17 protein-coding genes are annotated in these 19,459 nt (G+C 67.8%); 5 read left to right on the forward strand and 12 right to left on the reverse strand.

Features of this window, described 5'->3' with window-relative positions:
* Nucleotides 1–5 precede the first annotated feature (5 nt).
* Genes bcsA through ACRY_RS05305 form a run of 4 tightly spaced genes read right to left on the reverse strand, consistent with a single transcriptional unit; the run spans nt 6 to nt 6,415 of the window.
* Nucleotides 6–2,282, reverse strand: a complete 2,277-nt coding sequence (bcsA, locus tag ACRY_RS05290; RefSeq protein WP_011941613.1) for a UDP-forming cellulose synthase catalytic subunit — start codon at nt 2,280–2,282, stop codon at nt 6–8.
* Complete coding sequence (gene bcsZ, locus ACRY_RS05295) at nt 2,279–3,400, reverse strand: cellulose synthase complex periplasmic endoglucanase BcsZ (RefSeq protein ID WP_231295349.1); 1,122 nt, start codon at nt 3,398–3,400, stop codon at nt 2,279–2,281. The genes bcsA and bcsZ overlap by 4 nt, the downstream gene beginning before the upstream one ends.
* A 13-nt stretch (nt 3,401–3,413) precedes the next feature.
* Nucleotides 3,414–4,148: a cellulose biosynthesis protein BcsS gene (gene bcsS, locus ACRY_RS05300; protein WP_007423095.1), complete on the reverse strand. Its 735-nt coding sequence runs from the start codon at nt 4,146–4,148 to the stop codon at nt 3,414–3,416.
* On the reverse strand, nt 4,145–6,415 hold the full coding sequence (locus ACRY_RS05305) for a cellulose biosynthesis cyclic di-GMP-binding regulatory protein BcsB (RefSeq protein ID WP_043509068.1): 2,271 nt from the start codon (nt 6,413–6,415) through the stop codon (nt 4,145–4,147). Before ACRY_RS05305 ends, bcsS begins: the two co-directional genes overlap by 4 nt.
* A 768-nt stretch (nt 6,416–7,183) precedes the next feature.
* Between ACRY_RS05305 and ACRY_RS05310 the strand changes: the two genes are divergently transcribed.
* On the forward strand, nt 7,184–7,462 hold the full coding sequence (locus tag ACRY_RS05310; RefSeq protein WP_050751090.1) for a hypothetical protein: 279 nt from the start codon (nt 7,184–7,186) through the stop codon (nt 7,460–7,462).
* Between the two features lie 121 nt (nt 7,463–7,583).
* Here ACRY_RS05310 and ACRY_RS05315 read toward each other — a convergent pair whose 3' ends face one another.
* A complete protein-coding gene (locus tag ACRY_RS05315) occupies nt 7,584–8,336 on the reverse strand; it encodes a response regulator transcription factor (RefSeq protein WP_011941616.1) in 753 nt (250 codons plus the stop codon).
* 524 nt (nt 8,337–8,860) lie between these two features.
* A complete protein-coding gene (locus ACRY_RS05320) occupies nt 8,861–9,568 on the reverse strand; it encodes a helix-turn-helix domain-containing protein (protein WP_007423091.1) in 708 nt (235 codons plus the stop codon).
* Between the two features lie 192 nt (nt 9,569–9,760).
* Between ACRY_RS05320 and ACRY_RS05325 the strand changes: the two genes are divergently transcribed.
* On the forward strand, nt 9,761–10,483 hold the full coding sequence (locus ACRY_RS05325; RefSeq protein ID WP_007423090.1) for a response regulator: 723 nt from the start codon (nt 9,761–9,763) through the stop codon (nt 10,481–10,483).
* Nucleotides 10,484–10,498: 15 nt separating this feature from the next.
* Here the strand turns inward: ACRY_RS05325 and ACRY_RS05330 are convergent, their stop codons facing one another.
* Nucleotides 10,499–12,397, reverse strand: a complete 1,899-nt coding sequence (locus ACRY_RS05330; protein ID WP_011941618.1) for a hybrid sensor histidine kinase/response regulator — start codon at nt 12,395–12,397, stop codon at nt 10,499–10,501.
* 280 nt (nt 12,398–12,677) lie between these two features.
* On the opposite strand from ACRY_RS05330, the gene ACRY_RS05335 reads away from it, so the two are divergent.
* Nucleotides 12,678–13,139, forward strand: coding sequence for a PH domain-containing protein (locus ACRY_RS05335; RefSeq protein ID WP_011941619.1), 462 nt, complete (start codon nt 12,678–12,680; stop codon nt 13,137–13,139).
* Nucleotides 13,140–13,148: 9 nt separating this feature from the next.
* Here ACRY_RS05335 and ACRY_RS05340 read toward each other — a convergent pair whose 3' ends face one another.
* Together ACRY_RS05340 and ACRY_RS05345 are read right to left on the reverse strand one after the other, a co-directional pair.
* Entirely contained in the window at nt 13,149–13,328 is a 180-nt protein-coding gene (locus ACRY_RS05340) for a hypothetical protein (RefSeq protein WP_043509070.1), read from the reverse strand.
* Between the two features lies 1 nt (nt 13,329).
* Nucleotides 13,330–14,151: a hypothetical protein gene (locus ACRY_RS05345; RefSeq protein WP_011941620.1), complete on the reverse strand. Its 822-nt coding sequence runs from the start codon at nt 14,149–14,151 to the stop codon at nt 13,330–13,332.
* A 155-nt stretch (nt 14,152–14,306) separates the two neighbouring features.
* Between ACRY_RS05345 and ACRY_RS05350 the strand changes: the two genes are divergently transcribed.
* Nucleotides 14,307–15,761: a helix-turn-helix domain-containing protein gene (locus tag ACRY_RS05350; RefSeq protein WP_011941621.1), complete on the forward strand. Its 1,455-nt coding sequence runs from the start codon at nt 14,307–14,309 to the stop codon at nt 15,759–15,761.
* A gap of 43 nt (nt 15,762–15,804) precedes the next feature.
* Nucleotides 15,805–16,944 (forward strand): DNA replication/repair protein RecF, encoded by a 1,140-nt coding sequence (recF, locus tag ACRY_RS05355; RefSeq protein WP_011941622.1) that lies wholly within the window; start codon nt 15,805–15,807, stop codon nt 16,942–16,944.
* 49 nt (nt 16,945–16,993) lie between these two features.
* On the opposite strand, the gene ACRY_RS05360 is transcribed toward recF, so the two are convergent.
* The 3 genes from ACRY_RS05360 to ACRY_RS05370 all read right to left on the reverse strand — a co-directional run bounded on the left by ACRY_RS05360 (nt 16,994) and on the right by ACRY_RS05370 (nt 19,375).
* Nucleotides 16,994–17,923 carry a bifunctional riboflavin kinase/FAD synthetase gene (locus ACRY_RS05360; RefSeq protein ID WP_011941623.1) on the reverse strand — a complete coding sequence of 310 codons (930 nt, stop codon included), beginning with the start codon at nt 17,921–17,923 and terminating at the stop codon, nt 16,994–16,996.
* The gene (locus ACRY_RS05365; RefSeq protein ID WP_007421492.1) at nt 17,920–18,381 is read right to left on the reverse strand and encodes a MaoC family dehydratase; all 462 of its coding nucleotides are present in this window, start codon (nt 18,379–18,381) and stop codon (nt 17,920–17,922) included. The genes ACRY_RS05360 and ACRY_RS05365 overlap by 4 nt, the downstream gene beginning before the upstream one ends.
* A gap of 61 nt (nt 18,382–18,442) precedes the next feature.
* Nucleotides 18,443–19,375, reverse strand: a complete 933-nt coding sequence (locus tag ACRY_RS05370; protein WP_007421493.1) for a glycosyltransferase family 2 protein — start codon at nt 19,373–19,375, stop codon at nt 18,443–18,445.
* Nucleotides 19,376–19,459 lie beyond the last annotated feature (84 nt).

A 19,459-nucleotide genomic window follows, 5' to 3' on the forward strand; every position in this document is an offset into this window, starting at 1 on the left:
TCATCCTATGACAAGGGGGCGAGGCGAGCCTTCTGGCCGCCGTTCTCCTCGGCCTGCCGGCTGCTGGCAAGCAGGGCCCGGCGCTGGCGCGACACCCGCAGCGTGATCGCGGCGTCGCGTGCGAGGATCCGGAAATGCCTCGCCGTACCGCGCAATCCGATGGCGAAGAGAAAGCCGAAGGCATACGCGATGCTCGTGCCCCGGTGCCGGAGGGCGGCGTTGCGGACGAGCAGCTCGCTGTCGCCGAACGCCCGGTCCACCGCGGCCCGCGCCTCGGCGACACCATCGGATACGTATTGCAGCCCGATGATGCTGTTGCGTGCGCCATCCTTGCGATGCCGCACCACCGCGGGAAGCCCGCCGCGCAGGCCCGGAACGTGCAGGCGCACACGGTCTCCGGGCTGCGGGCCCTCCGTTCCGGCGGCAAGGACCAACCCGGCGCCGCCGCGGCCGAGGTCGTGCAACGCCGCCTCGACCCAGCCGCCGCCGTCGCGATGCATCCAGGCCGGCCCCTTGCAGCCGATGCGCGGCATCGTGCGCGTCTGGCGCCGTTCGGCCAGCGCGCCGATCACGCCGAGCAGGGCGATCATGTCGAGCACGACCCAGAACACGACGAAGATCAGCGCCCAGCGCAGCTGCGGCTGGGTCACGATGCGCCAGAGCCCGATACCGAGGGAGGCGCAGGCCAGGGCAAACAGCCAGTAGAAAGGCCAGGACAGGCCGGAGATGAAATCCTTGTCCAGCATTTCGCCCTTCGGCGTGACCTTGAATTTCGGCGCGCGCGGCCGCCGCAGCACCGAGACCAGGGCCGCCGAAAGAAAGACGGTCTGCGCCGTCTCGTAGACCTGGGAAATGAACGGCCAGCGCACGCGCCCGTAGAAATACTGGCTGTTGACCAGCGCCGCGAGGTAGTAGGGCAGGGCATAGACCAGCAACTGGCGCGGCGTGGTCGCCGCGACGTTGAACCCGAAGAACAGGAACAGCGGCGGCATCAGCAGGAGGATGCTCCGCGAGATCGGGAACAGCCAGTAGAAGGCGAAGTTGGTGAACAGCAGCCGCTGCATGAAGGTCAGGCCCGATTTCAGCCAGACATTGTCGAGCATGAAGATCTGCATCATGCCCTGCGCCCAGCGCACCCGCTGGAGGATGAAGCCGGAGAACGTTTCCGGCTGCAGGCCGGAGACCATCGGCCGGTTGTAGAACGCCGTCCGGTAGCCGCGGCACATCGCCTTCACGGTGGTTTCCGCGTCCTCGGTGATCGACTTGCCCGAGATCCCCCCGATCTCGTCGAGGACATGGCGCCGCAGGACGGCCGCAGAGCCGCAGAAGAACGCCGCCCCCCAGAAATCGAGGCCGGGCTGCATCACATGGTAGAAGAGCTCGTTTTCGGCCGGCATCACCTCGAAGGTCGAAAGATTGCGCTCGATCGGATCGGGCGTCACGAAATTGTGCGGCGTCTGGAGCAGGAACAGTTTCGGATCGGCCTGGAAGAACCCGACGGTGCGCGAAAGGAAGTCCCGCGTCGGCACATGGTCGCAATCCAGAACGAGAATCAGCTCGCCGTCGATCTGGCCGAGCGCGTGATTGATGTTGCCGGCCTTGGCGTGAACGTTTTCCGGCCGCGTGAGATAGATCGCGCCGAATTTCCGCGCGATCTCGCGCAGCGTCTCCGCCCGCCGCGCCGCCTCCCGTCCGGCGGCGCCCGGCTTCGCGCGCTTCGCATCCGTGCCGCCATCGTCGAGGATGTAGACCCTGAACCTCGAAGCGGGATAGTCGATCTGCGTTGCCGCGATCACCGTGGTTTCGACGATCTCGGGATCCTCGTTGTAGGTGGGGATGAGGATGTCCACGGTGGGGCAGGACGCGGGGTCGAGCGTGAAATGCTGAGGCGTCCTGTCGAGAGGCAGCACGTTGATGATCTGCCCCATGATGGCCGAGCCGATGCCGTGCAGTTCGGCGAGCACGAGAAGAATGCCGAGGGCGATGTTGATCGTGCCGAACCCGAACGGCAGCGTGTCGGTCAGCCGCCAGTCCAGATAACGGCACGTCAGCAGGATGGTCAGGGCGCTGATGGAGATGCGCACGATCGGCCGCTTGCGCCGGCTCCGGCATCCGCCATCGAGATTGTAGAGGATCAGCAGCAGGCCGAAGACGACGCCCTGTTCGATATCGGGCAGGGGCCCCGTCGTGGGCAGCAGCGTGGCGGCGATGAGCACGAAGCCCACGGCTGCGGCGACGATGAAGGTGAGGCCATTGGTCAACGCGGGGAGATGGCGCATCATGACGTGATCAGACCTCCTTGCTTGTCGAAGCGGATGCTTCCCGAAAGTCCGCCAAGTCCGAACAGGATCAGGTTTTCCGAGTAATAGTCGGCGGGCTGGCCGAACAGGCCGCTGGTCTCCCGCTGGGCCAGCACGCGGCCGAGCTGCTGATGGAGCAGCCGGTGGCGCCCGAGTGCCGCGAGGTAGGGCAGCAGCGCCGCGGAAAACCCGATCCCGCCCGTCCCGTGCGTCGCCTGGCTCGCGAGATCGACGCTCTGCGGCGGCGCGCGGTGGGTGGCCAAGTATCGGGCCATGCCCTTCAGCGAGGCGAGAACGGTCGCGCTCCCCTCCGTTTCCGGCGCGGTCAGGCCCGCCCAGAGATAGCACCGGATCGCATCGAACGATCCGGTGCCGGTCTCCGGCAGGCCCGCCGGCGGCGAGGCGGGGGCTTGCGGCGCCCAGGCCCAGTCGGGGGCGAATCCGTTGCGGCAGATCGTCGTCATCAGCCGTGGCAGCGTGGCCGCGATCGCCTGCCATTTCGGCAGGTTGGTCGCGCGCGCGATGCCGCGGGCCAGAAACAGCGGCGTATAGCTCGGATCGACGATGACGGGCGGCGTGTCCGGAAAATCGGAGGCGCCGGGTATCAGGACCCGGCCAAATCCGTTGATCGCCACGCTCTCGTCATCGGCGATGCGCGTCGCCAGCTTGTGCCCCTCGGCGCCGAGATTGTGATCCTTCCAGATCCGGGCGGCCTCGAGCAGCGAATAGGCCATCCACGCATCCGCGTCCGCCGCCGAGTTGGCGCCGATCACCCCCCATTTGCCGCCGTGCAGCCCCCATTTCCACGCCGCGAGCACCTCCCCGAGGCGCCCGCCCGCCATGTTCGTGTTCGTCCAGTTCAGGATGCGGCGGAACGTCGCGCGGTCGCCGGCGACGAGACTGAGGAACATGCCATAGGACTGCCCCTCCGAAGTGCTGAATCCCTTGTTGGCGGAATAGTCGATGACCCGCCCCTGGCCGTCGATGAATCCGTGCCGGTAGCCGCGCCAGGACGATTGCCACAGCTCCCGCGCCATCATCACCGGGCCGCCCGTGAGCGCGGCCGCGCCGAGAAGACCGAGAAAATTGCGTCTCGCCATGTCGGTCATGCGATTACCGGAACGGCACGCTGAGATTCAGGGCGACATACGGGTGATACGGACCCGGAAGGTTCGTCGTCGCGCCGGCGGACAGATCGACATCGAGGGAACTGGTCAGCTTGTCGGCAACGCGCAGCGCGAAGGTGCGGGAACGATAGTTGATGCCGCCGCCGAAATCGGCCTCGGGCCCGATCGCGATCGAGGGCGAAACCGGCACCAGCAGGTAGGCGCTGCTCCAGTAGCTCCGCATGCCGGTCAGGTAGCCGCCGTTCACGGTTGCCGTGGCCCCGGCCGGAAGCTTGAGCTGGGCATAGATTTCCGGCTCCGCGAACCACTGGCCGCCGTGGAACGATCCCTTCGGCGCATAGGGCGTCACTGTGGTATTCGAATACCCGCCGGCTACCGAAAGGCTCAGGTTGAAATCCGGCTCGTCCCAGGCGTGGCCAATGGCGACACTCGCGGACGGCTCGCTTCCGGTGAAGCTCTGCCCGTTCTTCTGGAAGGTGTAGCGGTTCCAGCCGGCGAACGGCGAGACGAAGAACCCCTTGCCCAGCGTTCCGCCCGGCAATGGCAGGATCGCGCCGAGATACGCGCTCTGCGACGAGTTGGCATACTGGCCGCCGGCGATGAACAGGTTCGTGTGCGGGGCGGCCCGCGCGGTTGCGGTGATCGCGATGGTCGAGATGCAGGTGACGATCCCGGCCCTGGTCGCGCGCCGCGCGGTGCGGCGCAAACTTGCGGATTTCATCGCTCGTCGACTCCTTTTACTGAGGGGTGCAGCCGCCGCCGCCTGAGCGTCACGAAGGTCCGGACCAGCAGGATCAGGATCACCAGCGTGCCAAGCACGGCCAATACGGTGGTCAGGGGATTGCGTGTGGCGAGGAAGCCGAGCCGCGCGGAAGGCCCGATCGGCACGTTCTCCGCCGGCAGGACCTGCAACTCGCTCTTGGCCGGCGCGACCACGATCGCCTGGCCGGAAATCTGCCGCCATGTCGCGGTGTGGACCAGCTTGCCCATCGCCTGCGCCAGCCCGGCATCGCTCTTCGCCGTCAGCACGATGGCGGGAGCGAGCCGCCCCGGCGCATCGGGCACCGCGGGAGCGTCGGCGACCGCCATGATCGCGGCATTGCCGAAGCCCTGCACCGTCGCGTCGGCGGCCTGGCCGTGGCCGGTCTTGCCGGTGGGCGCGCTTTCGGCCCTGTTGCCGAAGATGCGGCCCAGCCACGCGGTCACGTCGTCCAGGTCCGCCGCGTCGGGAACATGCGGCGTCCGGCCGGAGGGCTCCTTCACGGCGGGCGAGCCGCCCACGAGCGATATGCCGCTCGCCGACAGAAGTTGCTCCGGCAGCCGCGAGACCGCGCCGACGACCAGCACCCCCGGCTTCGCGGCGGGGTGGGGTTCAAGCACGAGGTTCAGCGGCTGATCCGGCGTGACCTGGGCCAGCTTCGCACCGAGGGTGGCGGCGGCGGAGATCGCCGCCGGAGAGGGAGAGGCGATCGCGATCGTGCGCAGGGGATACACGCCCGTGGTCATCGCCGCGAGATCGTCCTTGTCGACCGGCGCGCCGCCGATGATGGTCAGGTGGCTGTCCGAGAACACCGTCACCGCCAGGTTGTGACCGAAATCATTGGCGACGCAGGCGGAGGCCGCCGCGTGCTGCATTTGAAAGACCGGCTTCAGCACCAGGCGGTTCCGCCCCACCTTCAGGGCATCCTGCGGAACCAGCAGCTTGTAATCGGGATAGGTGCCGCCATCGGGATTGGTCAGCGGAATCGTGTTGACCATTTTCCCGTTGACCAGCGCCTGGATCATCGACCCCGCCCCGCCACCGGCCGAATAGGCCATGTGGAGATACAGGATCGCATGGCTGTCCCAGTTGGGATTCCAGAATGTCACCGGCGCGAACTGGCTGCTGCGGCCGTGTTCGGTCTGTGTCGGCAGGCCGGTGGCGCGGAAGCTGATATCGGTCGGGCTGGCTGCCGGCGCGTGCGGGCTCTGCGCGTGGCCGGTGGCGGCCGGAACGCGGATGACGGCGCTCTGTTCGTTCGGCCACACCGTTCCGGGCCGCCCGATCAGCCGGGCCGCGCCGGTAAGGGCGCGGGGCGTTTCCGCGGCAATGGTCATCACGACCCCACCGACCGGATTGCGGGCGATCGACAGCGTCGCGGCGTCGAGCCCGCTGCCGGCGGCCGCTCCGTTCTCCAGCTTGAGGATGATCACGGTCGCGGCCGATGTCTGCGCCACGGCCTTGCCGACCCGGTCGAGCGGCCGCGCGACGAAGGACACCGCGCGCATCGCGTCGGCCCGCGCCACCGACCGCGCGATCGCCATGATCGGTTCCGGCGCGCGCGCGAGCGCGGGATCGTAGAGGACGAATATGTGGGACGTATCCGGCTGCCACGACATGAAGCTCGACTTCAGGCTGGCGAGGGTGAGGGGAACCGAGTCCCGCCGGTAGCTCATCGACAGTTGCGACTTCGGCGAAATCCGTGTCCACAGCGCGGGGTCATCGAACGCCTCGCAGCCCTGCGCCGCCTTTTGCGTGACCGACAGGGTGAGCTGGTTCGTTCCATCCCGCAGATCGCCGGGTGGAATGCCGATGGTCCGGTCGATCGTCGGCGACGAGCCGTCGAGCGGGATCTGTTTCAGCGGCGAGCCGTTCAGCAGCACCAGCAATTGCGAGGCGCCACCGATCAGCGATGCGGAATTGGTGCCGAGAAGATGCAGCTCGGCGGCCGAAACCTCCCGATGATCGGCCACCTGGAACGTGATGTCGCCCGAAGCCGAGCGTCCCTTCAGGACGATCGGGGCCCGATCGCGGTCATACCAGGCCAGCGGATGGGAAATCGCCGTCGCGGGAATGCCTGCCCCGGACCGGACCTCGCTCTGGCGGTGTTCGAGGCGCGCCTGAGCGGGTTGGCAGCAGAGTGGCAGCGCCAGCGCCAGTCCGGCAGCCCAGCGTGCGGGCTGGAAGCGGGCAGGCAGCCCATGACCGGGCCGATCTGGGCAGGGCATGTGTCGAGACTGTGGGTCTTTTGAATGTCCGTCCATGGCTGCCAAGACAAGGAGCGGATATGGCGCAATCGTCGTCAATTTGTGTCAAAAATATGATCATAAAATATTTAATGATCGGATCATCAAATTGAATAAAACGCATTTGTAATATTTTATCGTTATTCTATAAACGTTCAAAACTATTTTTGAATGAACAAATCAAATAAAAATATAATGAAACAAAAAGCAAAAATTGAATTGTGATCATCGAAAATTGTGCTTGATCGATCGTCCTGAAGCATCCATCGGTTCCGATTGTGCAATGCGGTGCCGTGAATTCGATGCGGACTGCGAGTATCGGCCTCGTCAACCGGTGCGTCTCACCAATCGGCCGTAAATGACTGTGAGTCGACGAATCGGGAACCAGACATCAGGCCGGGATCGCCGGTCCGCCGACCTGACCTGCCGATGACGCCGCGCCGGGGAATTCGCCGGCACATGGCCGCGATCCGATTATTGCGCGGATACACGACAATCACATGACATGTCGCGCGAATGATTGACGCCGTGACTGAAGCCACGTCCTCGAAAAAGCGCCCCAGGACCAAAAGGCGTCACGCGACATCCCGGACGATGATCCGCGCGTGCCGATGTGCTCCGAAGCCCGCATGATCCGGGTCATGACCTTGGCAGGGTAAAGAAATTGTAAAGTTTCAAACAAATTCAGCGTCACAGAAACGCCACGGTCAATCTCTTTCCTGTGTCTCACCAATCGAAAGGAGAGCGAAGATGGAAAAGACCACAATCTGTATTCTCGGCGCAGTGGTCGGGGCCGCTATCGCCGCCCCGGTGATGAGTTCCGCCGCGTCGCTTCCCCCGGCGCCCCGCTTTGAAGCGGCGTCCTATGCTGAACTTCTCGGCCCGGTCCCCAATGCCTCCGTCATGCTTCGCGAGCACGATGCGGCGCTCGCCCGCCAGCGCGCGGAGCAGGGTGGCGCCCGGATCCAGCAGGCCGATGAGCATCATCACCACCATCATCACCACCATCACCATCATCAGACCTGGTAATGATGCCGAAATGAATTCGGGAAATGCCGGTCACCGAAGCCAGGGCAGGCCGGTCGCGCCAATCGCCGCATCCGTTGCTGCCTTCGGTCAGTGAGGTGCCGCGAGATCCCGGGTTCGAGGGTCAAGCGACTGCAAGGCTTGCAGTCGTCTTGATCCTGGCTTGGATGCCCGGCGCGGTCACCGTCTGAACCATGTTCTGGGGGCGCTGGTCGGCCATCATATAGCCGCGTCCCCAGTTGGTGACGAGCACGTCCTGGCCGTCTGCGGCAAGCAGCTTCTTGCGGATCTTGCAGATGAACACGTCGATGATCTTGGCGTTCGGTTCGTCGAGGCCGCCGTACAGATGATCGAGGATCGCTTCCTTGCTCAGAACGCAGCCCTTGCGCAGCGCGAGGAGTTCGATGATCTGATACTCCTTCTTCGTGACGGCGACTTCGCGGGCGCCGACAAAGACCTTCTTCGCATTCATGTTGACCTCGATATTGCCAACGGAAAGCGAAGAGTCCTGGAAGCCCCGGTTCCTGCGTATATGATTCTGGATGCGCAGGAACGTTTCCTCGTATGAGGGAGCGCCAACGATGAGATCGTCGACCCCGGCCTCAAGAATATGCAGGCGGGCGGACTCGGCCAGCGTGTTGGCGACCGCCACGATCGGGGCGCGAAATCCGGATTTCCGCAGGCGGCGGATCAGGTCGAACTCGATCCTGTAGGTATCGAAGACCCGCATCACCACCGCTTCATATTCGTAATGATGGGAGAGATCGACCGCTTCGTCGACGTCTGCCGTCTCGTCGATGACGGCGAGTTTCGACTTGATGAAGCTGTTCAGGCTGTCGTGCCTGTCGAACGTTTTACCAAAAATGAGAAGCCGCATATCAACCTCCAGTTGATCTAATCAGTTTATACAACCCGAAAAATGACGGGTCAATGAAAATTTTTTAATTTTCGAGAAATTTTTCAAAAAAGTTGAAATAATTAAAAAAGTAAAACATTCGCCGGGAGACGATCTGGGGCCGGCGGCGTCGCGAAACACAAGATGTGGGCCGGCCGAAAGCCTGTCGACTTCTGTAATATTGAACAATTATCGGTTTTTATTGGAAATTCAGGAAATTTTTCGCTCGATCCTGAAATTCTGAAAAGAAAGCCACCGCTCCGGCATGAAGCGGGAACTCATGACTGGTGAAATCCGGATCTCCCAGGCCCCGCGTGCCCTCCGGCGCCCGACAAGGCCGCGCCCGCAGGGCGGAGACGTCGCGGCGTCGGTATCGGCGGCTGCAAGGAGGGAGCGGTCAGGCATGGTGGGACCTGTTTCGTCTGGAGCATTTTCCGGTCCGTCCGGATCGGACGCGGTGCGCCATCGTCGTGACAACGCGAGCATCCTGATCCGATCCGGGGACCCTATTGCCTGCAGCGCGGCATTGTCGCGCTGCAGGCGCAATCGGCGATCTGGCGCGCCCGTCCCGGATCGACGATCCGGATTTCCGTCGCCCCCTTGAGGGCGATGATGTTGCGCTCGCGCAGCCAGCGGAAGACGCGGGAGACGGTTTCCATCGTCAGCCCGAGGTAATCCGCGATATCCACACGGGACATCGGCAGGCGGATCGGTTCCCCGGCTTCGACATCCTGCTGTTCGGCCATCCGCAGCAGGAACCAGACCAGGCGTTCGGTCGCGCTCATCCGGCCGAGCAGCAGCATCTGTTGCTGCGCCATGAAAAGGCTCTTCGCGGCTGTGGCCAGCAGGCTGCGCGTCAGTTCCGGCCGGCTGGCCAGCAGCCCATCGAAACTGCTGAGCCGATGCGTCACGACCTCGACCGCGGTCACGGCATCCGCGGAGCATGTCGCGCAGCCGCCATGGCTGATGGCGAAGCCGGACGGCGTAAAGATTTCGCCCGGAAACAGGAAGCCCAGGATCTGCCGGCGCCCGTCGGGCAGCATCTTCGACAGCCGGACGATGCCGGACACGAGATCGTAGATCTTGTCCACCGTTTCGCCTTCGATGAACAGCGAGGCGCCGGCCTCCAGCGCACCTGCGCGAAAGCCCGGCTCACCGGCGGCACTCCAGTTGGCAATCGTGGACCGAGACGGCTCGGCAGCGACATGCAACATTGGCGTGGTCCTCATGCGTCCAGGGTTGATAGGGCTCGAGACTCAGCGCCGTCACTCCTAAACGCTCACTGCAACACGCCGATGCCGGAACAGCCAATCTTTGTTGACATTTCGCGGCTTTGTGTGGCGTTTTATGACAAGTTCATATAAATAAGTGCCTTCATCTGTTTCGACCATCGATGGATTAGGGCCGTGGACGCGGGGACAATTCTGATCGTTGACGATGATCCCCAGATCCGCACGATGCTGCGCCGCTATCTTGCCGGTGAGGGCTACGGGACCAGGGAAGCCGACAGCGAGGCCGGAACGCATGCGGCTCTCCTCGGCGGCGACGTCACGCTGGTGCTGCTCGATCTCATGCTCGGCGGCGAGGATGGGCTGGCGCTCGCCCGGGCCATCCGGGCGCGCTCGGATGTCCCGATCATCATGCTGACCGGCAAGGACGATGTCATCGACCGGGTGGCGGGGCTGGAAGCGGGGGCCGACGATTACATCGCCAAGCCCTTCCACCTGCGCGAGGTCCTCGCCCGGATCCGCGCCCTCAAGCGGCGTATGACCGGGCGCGGCACGCCGGAGCCCGCCGAGCCCGACCCGCCGGAAGCCGTGATCCGTTTCGACGGCCACGCCCTCGATCCGCTCGGCCGGACCCTGCGCGGGCGGGACGGGGCGGACATTCCGCTGACCACCGCGGAGTTCGAGCTTCTTGCCGTCTTCCTGCGGCACGCAGGGCGGGTTCTGGACCGCGACCAGTTGCTGAACCTGCTGAAGGGGCGGGATTTCGAGGCCTTCGACCGGCTGGTCGATACCCAGGTCATGCGGCTCCGCCGCAAGATCGAGCAGGACCCCGGGCAGCCGCAACTGATCAAGACGGTGCGCGGCGCCGGCTATGTCTTCGCCGGCAAGCTGGAGCGGTGAAGCGCGCCCGGCGCGTCAGACGCCCTCGTCGCGAACCGGCCTGAGCAGGGCGGCCAGCGCGTTCGCGAGGGCGGCCTCGGCATAGGGTTTCTGCAGCCAGATCGCCCCGGCGGGCAGGGCGCGGCCCTTCAGCACGATGGGATCGCCATAGCCGGAGGTGAACAGCACCGGAAGCTCGGGTCGCGCCGCGCGCGCGGCGATGGCGAGATCGAGGCCCGACATGCCGCCGGCCAGGACGATATCGGTAAACAGCACCGCGATCTCCGGATGGGCTTCCAGCGCCGCAATGCCGGCAGCACCCGTCGCCGCGTCGATCGTGGAATAGCCGAGGCGGGCAAGCCGGCGCTCCGCAACGCGCCGCACCGCGGGATCGTCCTCGACCACGAGAACGATCGCCCGGCCCGGCGGCGGGGAGGGGGCCGCCTCGTCGTCGGCGGCGGGCATTTCGGCCCGGATCGCCGGCAGGAACAGGCGAACCGTGGTGCCGAGGCCCGGTTCGGAATAGATCTGCACATGGCCGCCGCTCTGCTTGACGAAGCCGTAGACCATGGACAGGCCCAGCCCCGATCCCTCGCCGACCGCCTTGGTGGTGAAGAACGGCTCGAAGGCGCGGCCCCGCGTTTCGGCGCTCATGCCGATCCCGCTATCCGTCACCGCCAGGACCACATAATCGCCCGGCAGGGTCTCGGCCTGTTGTGCCGCATAGTCGGCGTCGACATGGAGCAGGCCGGTCTCGATCACGAGACGGCCGCCCTTGGGCATGGCATCCCGCGCGTTGAGGGCGAGGTTGAGCAGCGCCGTCTCGATCTGTCCGGGATCCGCCATGGTGCGTGGCAGCCCGGCGGCGAGCCGGGTCTCGATCATGACCGGCGAGCCGAGCGTGCGGCGGAACAGCGGCGCCATCTTCCCGACGAGCTCGTTCACGTCGATCGCGAGCGGACGAAGGGTCTGCCGCCGGCCGAAGGCGAGCAGCCTTGCCGCCAGTTCGGCGCCGCGTTCGGTGGCGAGCCGGGCCTCGGCGAGCAGTTCCGCCGCCTCGCCGCCGGCGACATGGCTCTCCAGCATTTCGAGATTGCCGGAAATCACCGCCAGCAGGTTGTTGAAATCATGGGCGAGGCCGCCGGTAAGCTGGCCCACCGCCTCCATCTTCTGCGCCTGGGCAAGGTCGTTCTCGAGCCGCTTGCGCTTGCTGGCGTCGCGGATGAAGCCGGTGAACAGCCTCGTCTCCGGCAGGTCGACCTCGCCGACGGCGAGTTCGATCGGGAAGGTCGAGCCATCGGCCCGGCGGGCCTCCACCTCGCGGCCGATGCCGATGATGCGCCGTTCGCCGGTTTCGAGGTAACGGGCGAGATAGCCGTCATGCGCGGCGGCATGGGGCTCGGCCATCAGCATCGACACGTTGCGGCCGACGACCTCCTCGGCGGCGTAGCCGAACATCCGCTCCGCCGCCTGGCTGAACGACCTCACGGTGCCGCGCGGATCGATCACGACGATGGCATCCGGCGCGGTGTCGAGGATCGAGCGGAGCCTGGCCTCGGTGCTGCGATGCTCGGTGATATCCCGCGCGATCTTGGAAATGCCGACGATGCAGCCTTCCGTATCGTGCACCGGGTTGAGCGTGAGCAGCACGCGGACGAGCGTGCCGTCCTTGCGCCGGCGGATGGTCTCGAACTGGTCGAAGGTCTCGCCCCTTGCCGTCCGGGCCAGCAGCTCGTCCATTTCCGCCTCGCGCCCGGGCGGCGCCAGCACATGGATCGAGCGCCCGATGATTTCGTCCGCGCGATAGCCGAACAGATTCTCGGCGCCTTCGCTCCACGACGTGATGATGCCGTCGAGCGACTTGCCGATCAGCGCGGCCTCGAAGGATCGGGCGAAGGCCAGCGGCGCGTCGGGGGCTTCGGGCTCCGGAGTCATGAGGGGGTTTTACCCGCTGCGGCGTCTGGCGTCGATGCGCAATTGCGGCGGCCCGAACGGGTGCGGCGTCCCCGCCCGCGGATTGCCGCCACCGGCCGCGTCTGCTACGTCGCCGTTCGCACCCCTCGCGAAGTCGAAACCGAGCGATACGTGGATTCGGGGGTGGACGTCGTGAACGACATGTTGATCTGATCTCGGATCAACATGACCTATATCGTGAGGCCCGGGCCGGCGTCACGGCGGGCGCGCCAGCCAGGCCCACCGCACCGGGAGATCGTCCGTGAGCTATATCGAGCAGGTCCTGCTGCCCGACGAAACCGTGATGAGCTGGACGCATCTTCATTGGTTCGTCTATCTCCGCGGCATCGTCACCATGGTCCTGGCCTTCGCGCTCATCATCGCCGGCGGCCTCGCCGGTGGCCGGCCGTCGACCTACCTGCACGTCGCCGCCGCCGCCGCCTTCCTCCTCGGTTGCTGGCTGCTCCTCGTCGCCTGGCTCCGGCGCATGTCCACCGAACTTGCGGTGACCGACCGCCGGGTCATCCACAAGAGCGGCATCCTCGGCCGCACCACCCATGAAATGAGCCTCGAAAAGGTCGAGAGCGTCGAGGTCCGGCAGTCCATTGCCGGCCGGCTCTTCAATTACGGCACGGTCATCGTCCGCGGCACCGGCTCGACCTGGGAACCTTTCCCGCGAATCGCCGACCCCCTCGCGTTCCGCAGCAGCATCACCGCCGCCTGATCCCGCGCCTCAGCCCCGGGGCGCCTGCCGGGCAAGCCGGGCGATCACGGCGTTCGCCTCGCGGATCGCGCGCCCCTCATCCCCGGTTCGCGCGAGGCACTCATTGGCGATCTTCGCCCAGAGTTCCCGCAATTCGGGCGTGTTCGCCCGGTGCGTATGGCGTTCGGCCTCCTCCGCGTTCCACGGCATGTCAGGCTCCCTCCGTCGAATCGATCACCACCAGCAATTCGCCCGCGAGCGGCGAGGGGGCGCGGTCGGCCGGCAGCGTCGCCGCGATCCGCGCATCGTCCCGGGAAGCCGCCTCCTGTTCGGCGTCGAGCACGCCGTGGCGATCGAGGAACCGGTTCATCGCCGCCGATATCCGCACGCATCCCTGCGAGGCCGTCTGGCCGAGGCGCGGTTCCAGGTAATCCGGGTCGGTTGCATGCACCAGCAGCCGGATCTCGCCGGTCTCGCCATCGCTCCGCCAGCCCTTTTCCGCGACCCGCCAGCCGAAATCCCACACCCGCATCCCCTTCAGGCCCAGGCCGCGGATATGGTTCTCGTTGAACGTGCCGAGCGCCCGGTAGTCGAGAATGCCCGTCGTATGGGCAAACACGCCGACCGGGGTGATGAAGTATCCCCGCCGCCCGGCCTGCCCGGTTGAAACGGCGTCGCACCCGACCACGTCCCACGCCCCGGCGGGCCGCGCCGCGACGATGCAGAGACGCTGGACCCGCGGATTGCGATCGACGACGACGATGAGCTGGCTCCGGGTCACACCCACCCCGGCCGCCGCCAGCCCGCGCCGTGCCGCCGCGATCCATTGCGCCGCGGCCGCGGGCGCGGGCACGCTCGCCCGCGGCACCTCCCGGGCCAGTTCCGCCGCTGCCGCCGCGACCTCGGCGCGAAACGCCGCATCCGCCGCGCGTTCCGGCGCCGGCGGGCGAATGGCGGCCCGCACCGGCGGCCGCGCGCAGCCGGCCAGCAGCACCACGAGACACAGCAGGGTTACGCCACCACGCGCCTTCATCCGGCTCCTCCGCCGTTCCGCTCCGGCTGCGATAGACCCGCCGGGGCGATCGGTCATTGATCCAGCGCAGCCGCCCGGTTTGACGGCCCCCGCCGGGGCGGCTAGCGATCCGGAGGCTGCGTCCGAGCGGCCGCCGCGCGGGGCGGGCAGGGGGCGTGACCGAGCCCGAGGACCGTCCTTTGCGCGAACCCAAACTCTTCGCCGGCGCCAGGATCAGGCAGATCCGCGAGCAGCGCGGCCTGCAGCAGCGCGACATCGCCCGCCGCCTCGGCCTGTCGCCGAGCTACATGAACCAGATCGAGAACGACCGCCGGCCCGTGCCGCCGCGCCTCGCGGCGCCGCTCTGCGACCTGCTCGGCATTCCCCTCGCCGAACTCTCCGGCGATGACGAGGTCCGCCGCGCCGGCGACCTGCTCGAAGCCGCGCTCGACCCCGCCCTCGGCCCCGGTCGCCTCACCTTCACCGAGGCCCGCGCCGCCGTGCGCGACACGCCCGAACTCGCCCGCCGCTTCATCGCGCTCTACGCCGCCTATCGCGCCCAGCAGGCCCGCCTCGCGCGCGATCCCGCCCTCGGCCGCGACGAACCGGGCCCGCTGCCGCCCTATGACGAGGTGCGCGACTGGGTGCAGTCCGAGCGGAACTACTTCCACGAGATCGACCTCGCGGCCGAGCGCCTCGCCGCGCATATCCACGCGACGCTGGGCCCCGATTCCGCCGCCCTCGAACGCCATCTCGCCGCCGGGCACCGGATCGAGGTCGTTCCCTCGGCCAATCTCCTCCCCGACGGCATCCTCTGGCAGATCGACCGCCGCAACCGCCGCCTCCTCATCGCCGAGGAAATGCGCCTCGAAACCCGCCGCTTCTCGCTCGCCCACGTGATCGGCCTGCTCAGCCACGGCCGGCTGATCTCGCGGCTGATCGAGCGGGCGAAAGTCTCGTCGGACGCCGCGCGCGGCATCGCCCGCGTCGCCCTCGCGAACTACTTCGCCGGCGCGCTGATCATGCCCTACGCCGCCTTCCTCGCCGAGGCGGAGGCCGAACGATACGACATCCAGCGCCTGCAGATCCGCTTCCAGGCGAGCTTCGAGCAGGTCTGCCACCGGCTCAGCACGCTGCAGCGCCCCGGCGCCCAGGGCATTCCGTTCTTCTTCCTCAAGACCGACACCGCCGGCAACGTGCTCAAGCGCAGCAGCGCCACCCGCTTCCGGTTCGACCGTTTCGGCGGCCCGTGCCCGCTCTGGAACGTCTACCAGGCCTTCTCGCAGCCGGGGAAAATCTCCGTCCAGCTCGCCCAGCCGCCGGGCGAAACCACCTATATCAGCATCGCCCGCACGGTCGGCGGCGGCGGCACGTCCTACCTGTCGCGCCCGCGCGCCGTCGCGGTGGGCCTCGGCTGCGAGATCCAGTACGCGCCGCGCATCGTCTACGCCGCCGGGCTCGATCTCGACCGCCCCGGCGCGATCGACCCGATCGGCCCCGGTTGCCGCTCCTGCCCGCGCGTCGCCTGCCGCCACCGCGCCATGCCGCCGATCGACGGCACGATCGATGTCGGCACCGCCGAGCGCGGCGTGGTGCCCTACCGCGTCAGCCGCCCGCCGCCCGGCGCGTGAGCGCCATCTGGCCGGAACGGCCGGCCTCGACTATCAGGGCGCGATGACGATCCCCGGCAGCCCCGTGAATCCCGCCGCGCCGCTGCGGATCGAGTCCCTGCGCCTCACGGATTTCCGCTCCTACGCCCGGCTCGACTGGCAGCCCGGCGGCATGGTCGTCGCCCTCGCGGGGCCGAACGGCGCCGGCAAGACCAACCTGCTCGAGGCCGTCTCGCTGCTCGCCCCCGGCCGCGGCCTGCGCGGCGCCCGCCTCGCCGAACTCGCCCGCCGCGCGCCCGGCGCCTCCGGCGGCTGGGCCGTCGCCGCCCGGATCGACGGGCCGGAAGGCCGGTTCGCGATCGGCACCGGGATCGAGGCGGGGCAGGGCGAGCGCCGCCGCCTGCTGCTCGATGGCGAACCGGCCGCCGCCGCCCGCGTCGCCGCCCGGTTTTCCTGCCTTTGGCTGACCCCGCAGATGGACCGCCTGTTCACCGAGGGCGCATCCGCCCGCCGCCGCTTCCTCGACCGCCTGGTCCTCGCCCTCGAACCCGGCCACGCCAGCGAGGTCGCCGCCTTCGAGGCCGCCTCGGCGAACCGCAACCGGCTGATCGAGGCCGGCGGCTACGATCCGCTCTGGCTCGCCACGATCGAGGATTCGATGGCCCGCCACGCCGCGGCGCTCACCGCCGCGCGGCTGCACGTGATCGAGCGGCTGAACGCGCTGCTCGCCGCCGGCGCCGCCGATCCGTTCCCCGCCGCGCGGCTGTCGCTCGACTGTCCGATCGGCGCCGAACTCGCGCACCGCCCCGCCCTGGCGGTGGAGGAGTGGCTTCGCGGCCGCTACGCCGCGACCCGCGCCGAGCCGGTCGCCGCCCTCTCGCCGCAGCGCGCCGATCTCGGCCTCGAACACGCTTCCAGCGGCCTCGCCGCCGCGCTGGCCTCCACCGGCCAGCAGCGGGCGATGCTGGTCGCGATCGTGCTGGCCCACGCCGCCCTGGTTGCCATTTCCCGCGGCGCCGCCCCGGTCCTGCTGCTCGACGAACCCTTCGTGCATCTCGACGCCGCCCACCGCTCGGCGCTCGGCGAGGCCCTGCATCGCGGCGGCGCGCAGGTCTTCTGCACCGCGACCGAACGCGACCAGCTCGCCGCCCTCGGCGATGCCGCGATCTGGACGGTGGGGGAGGGCGCGCTCCGCCACGCCTGACAAGTCAGCTCAGGATATTTATCTAATCAATTGATTTTGAACGATTGTTTCAGACCGTGGCCAGCAGGCGCCGCGCCTCGTCCGCGTCCGCCGCGATCTGCGCGCGCAACTCGTCGAAACTGGCGAAGCGCCGCTCGTCGCGAATGAACCGGTGGAGCGACACGGTGATCTCCTGGCCATAGAGGTCGCCGCTGAAGTCGAACAGATGCGCCTCCAGCCGCGAGATCGCCCCCTCCGCCACGGTCGGCCGCCGGCCGATATTGGCCACGCCCTTGACCATGCGCCCATCGGCCAGCCGCACCGTCACCGCATACACGCCGCGCGCCGGTTCGAGGTGCCGCCCGAGCGCGACATTGGCGGTGGGAAAGCCGATCGTCCGTCCCCGCGCGTCGCCATGCGCGACCACGCCGCGAATCGCGTGCGGCCGGCCGAGCAGCGCCGCGGCGCGTTCGGGGTACCCGTCCTGCAGCAGCCGGCGGATCCGGCTGGAGGAGATCGGCCCTTCGGCATCGTCGAGATGCGGCACGATCGACAGCCCGATCCCGCGCGCCTCCGCCGCCGCCCGCAGCATGGCGACATCGCCGCCCCGCCGGTGGCCGAAGGCGAAATCCGCCCCGCAGGCGAGGTGCGCCGCCCCGATCCCGCGATCCAGCACCTCCTCGATGAATGCCTCGGCGCTCAGCAGCGAGAAGGCGCGGTCGAACGTGAGTTCATAGAGGATCTCGATCCCCTCGGCCTCCAGCGCCGCCGCCCGCTCGGCCTCCAGCATCAGCCGGAATGGCGGATCGTCCGGGCGGAAGAACTCGCGCGGATGCGGCGCGAAGGTCAGCGCCGCGCGCGGTGCGTCCGGCCGCGCCGCATGCGCCGCCCGCAGCACCTCGACATGCCCGCGATGCATGCCGTCGAAATTCCCGAGCGCCACCGAGGCGCCGCGCGCCTCCGGAGGAATCCCGCTCCAGTCGTGGAAGACGCGGATCATTCGGCGGCGCGCTTCTCGTTCTGCGCCACGGCGACGACGGCCTCGGTCGGCGGAATCACGACCGCCTCGCCCTCGATCACCACCTTGCCGCGCACGAAGCAGCGCGTGCGCATGGTCGCCCGCTTCTTCTCGTGATCGAGCGAGGCAACCTCGACCTCCGCCGTCACCGTGTCGCCGATGCGCACCGGCGCGCGGAACCGCATCGACTGCGTGAGATAGATCGTCCCCAATCCCGGCAGCACGGTGCCGAGCACCGCCGAAATCAGGCTGCCGCACAGCATCCCGTGCGCGACCCGTCCCTTGAACAGCGTCTCGTCGGCGAGCTCCTGGTTCAGGTGAACCGGATTCGTGTCCATCGACACGGCGGAAAACAGCAGGATGTCGGCCTCGGTGATGGTCTTGCCGAGCGAGGCGGTCTGGCCGGGTTCGAGCTGGTCGAAGGGTACGCAGCTGGGCATGGGAACTCCCGTCGCGGTGGAACGTATCGCGGCGCACAAAGCGCCGGATCGGGGGGCGGGGTCAAGGCCCCGGCGCGGCATGCCGCAGATAGGCCAGCAACCGCGTCTCCCGCCGCCCGCGCGTCACCGTGTCGAGAATGATGCCGGTGGTCAGGCTCAGCGCCCCGGCGAGCACGATGCCGGTGGCCAGCACGGCGGTCGGCAGCCGCGGCACGAGGCCGGTGCGCAGATAGGTCGCGATCACCGGGGCGATCAGCACGGCGGCGACCAGAAACGCGGCCCCGCCGAGCGCGCCGAAAAACGCCAGCGGCCGCTCGTGCCGCAGCAGGCGCAGGATCAGCCGCAGGATGCGCCAGCCATCGCGCCAGGTCCTGAGCTTGCTCTCCGAGCCCGCCGGGCGCGGCCGGTAATCGCCCTCGACATGGGCGATGGGCAGGGCGAGTTCGAGCGCATGCACCGCGAGTTCCGTCTCGATGTCGAATCCGGTGGCGAGCACCGGGAACGACTTCACGAACCGGCGCGACAGCACCTTGTAGCCCGACAGCATGTCCTCCACCCGGTCGCCGAAAATCGCCCGCACCGCCCCGGTCAGCAGCCGGTTGCCCAGCCTGTGGCCGCCGCGATAGGCGGCCGCGTCGGTCTCCCGCCGCACGCAGTTCACGAGATCGTAAGGCCCCCGCCGGGCCAGCTCGATCATCGCCGGCGCCAGCGCGGCGTCATAGGTGTCGTCGCCATCCGCCATCACGTAGAGATCGGCCTGGATGTCGCGAAACATCCGCCGGACCACGTGGCCCTTGCCCTGCAGCGCCTCCCGCCGGACGATCGCGCCCGCCCCGCGCGCGATCGCGGCGGTATCGTCGGTCGAATTGTTGTCGAACACATAGATGTCCGCGCCGGGCAGGGCGGTCCGGAAGGCGCGCACCACGGCGCCGATGGCCGCCGCCTCGTTATGGCAGGGCAGAAGAACCGCAATCCTCGGTTCCGTCATCGTCATCCGGCTCCCTGTTTCGCTTTCGGTTTAACCGCCGCCGCGCCGCCGGTAAACCGTGCGGCCCGCCGGTTTGGCCTTTGCCCGGCA

The organism is Acidiphilium cryptum JF-5 (assembly GCF_000016725.1).
In the GTDB taxonomy this organism is placed as follows: Bacteria; Pseudomonadota; Alphaproteobacteria; order Acetobacterales; family Acetobacteraceae; genus Acidiphilium; species Acidiphilium multivorum.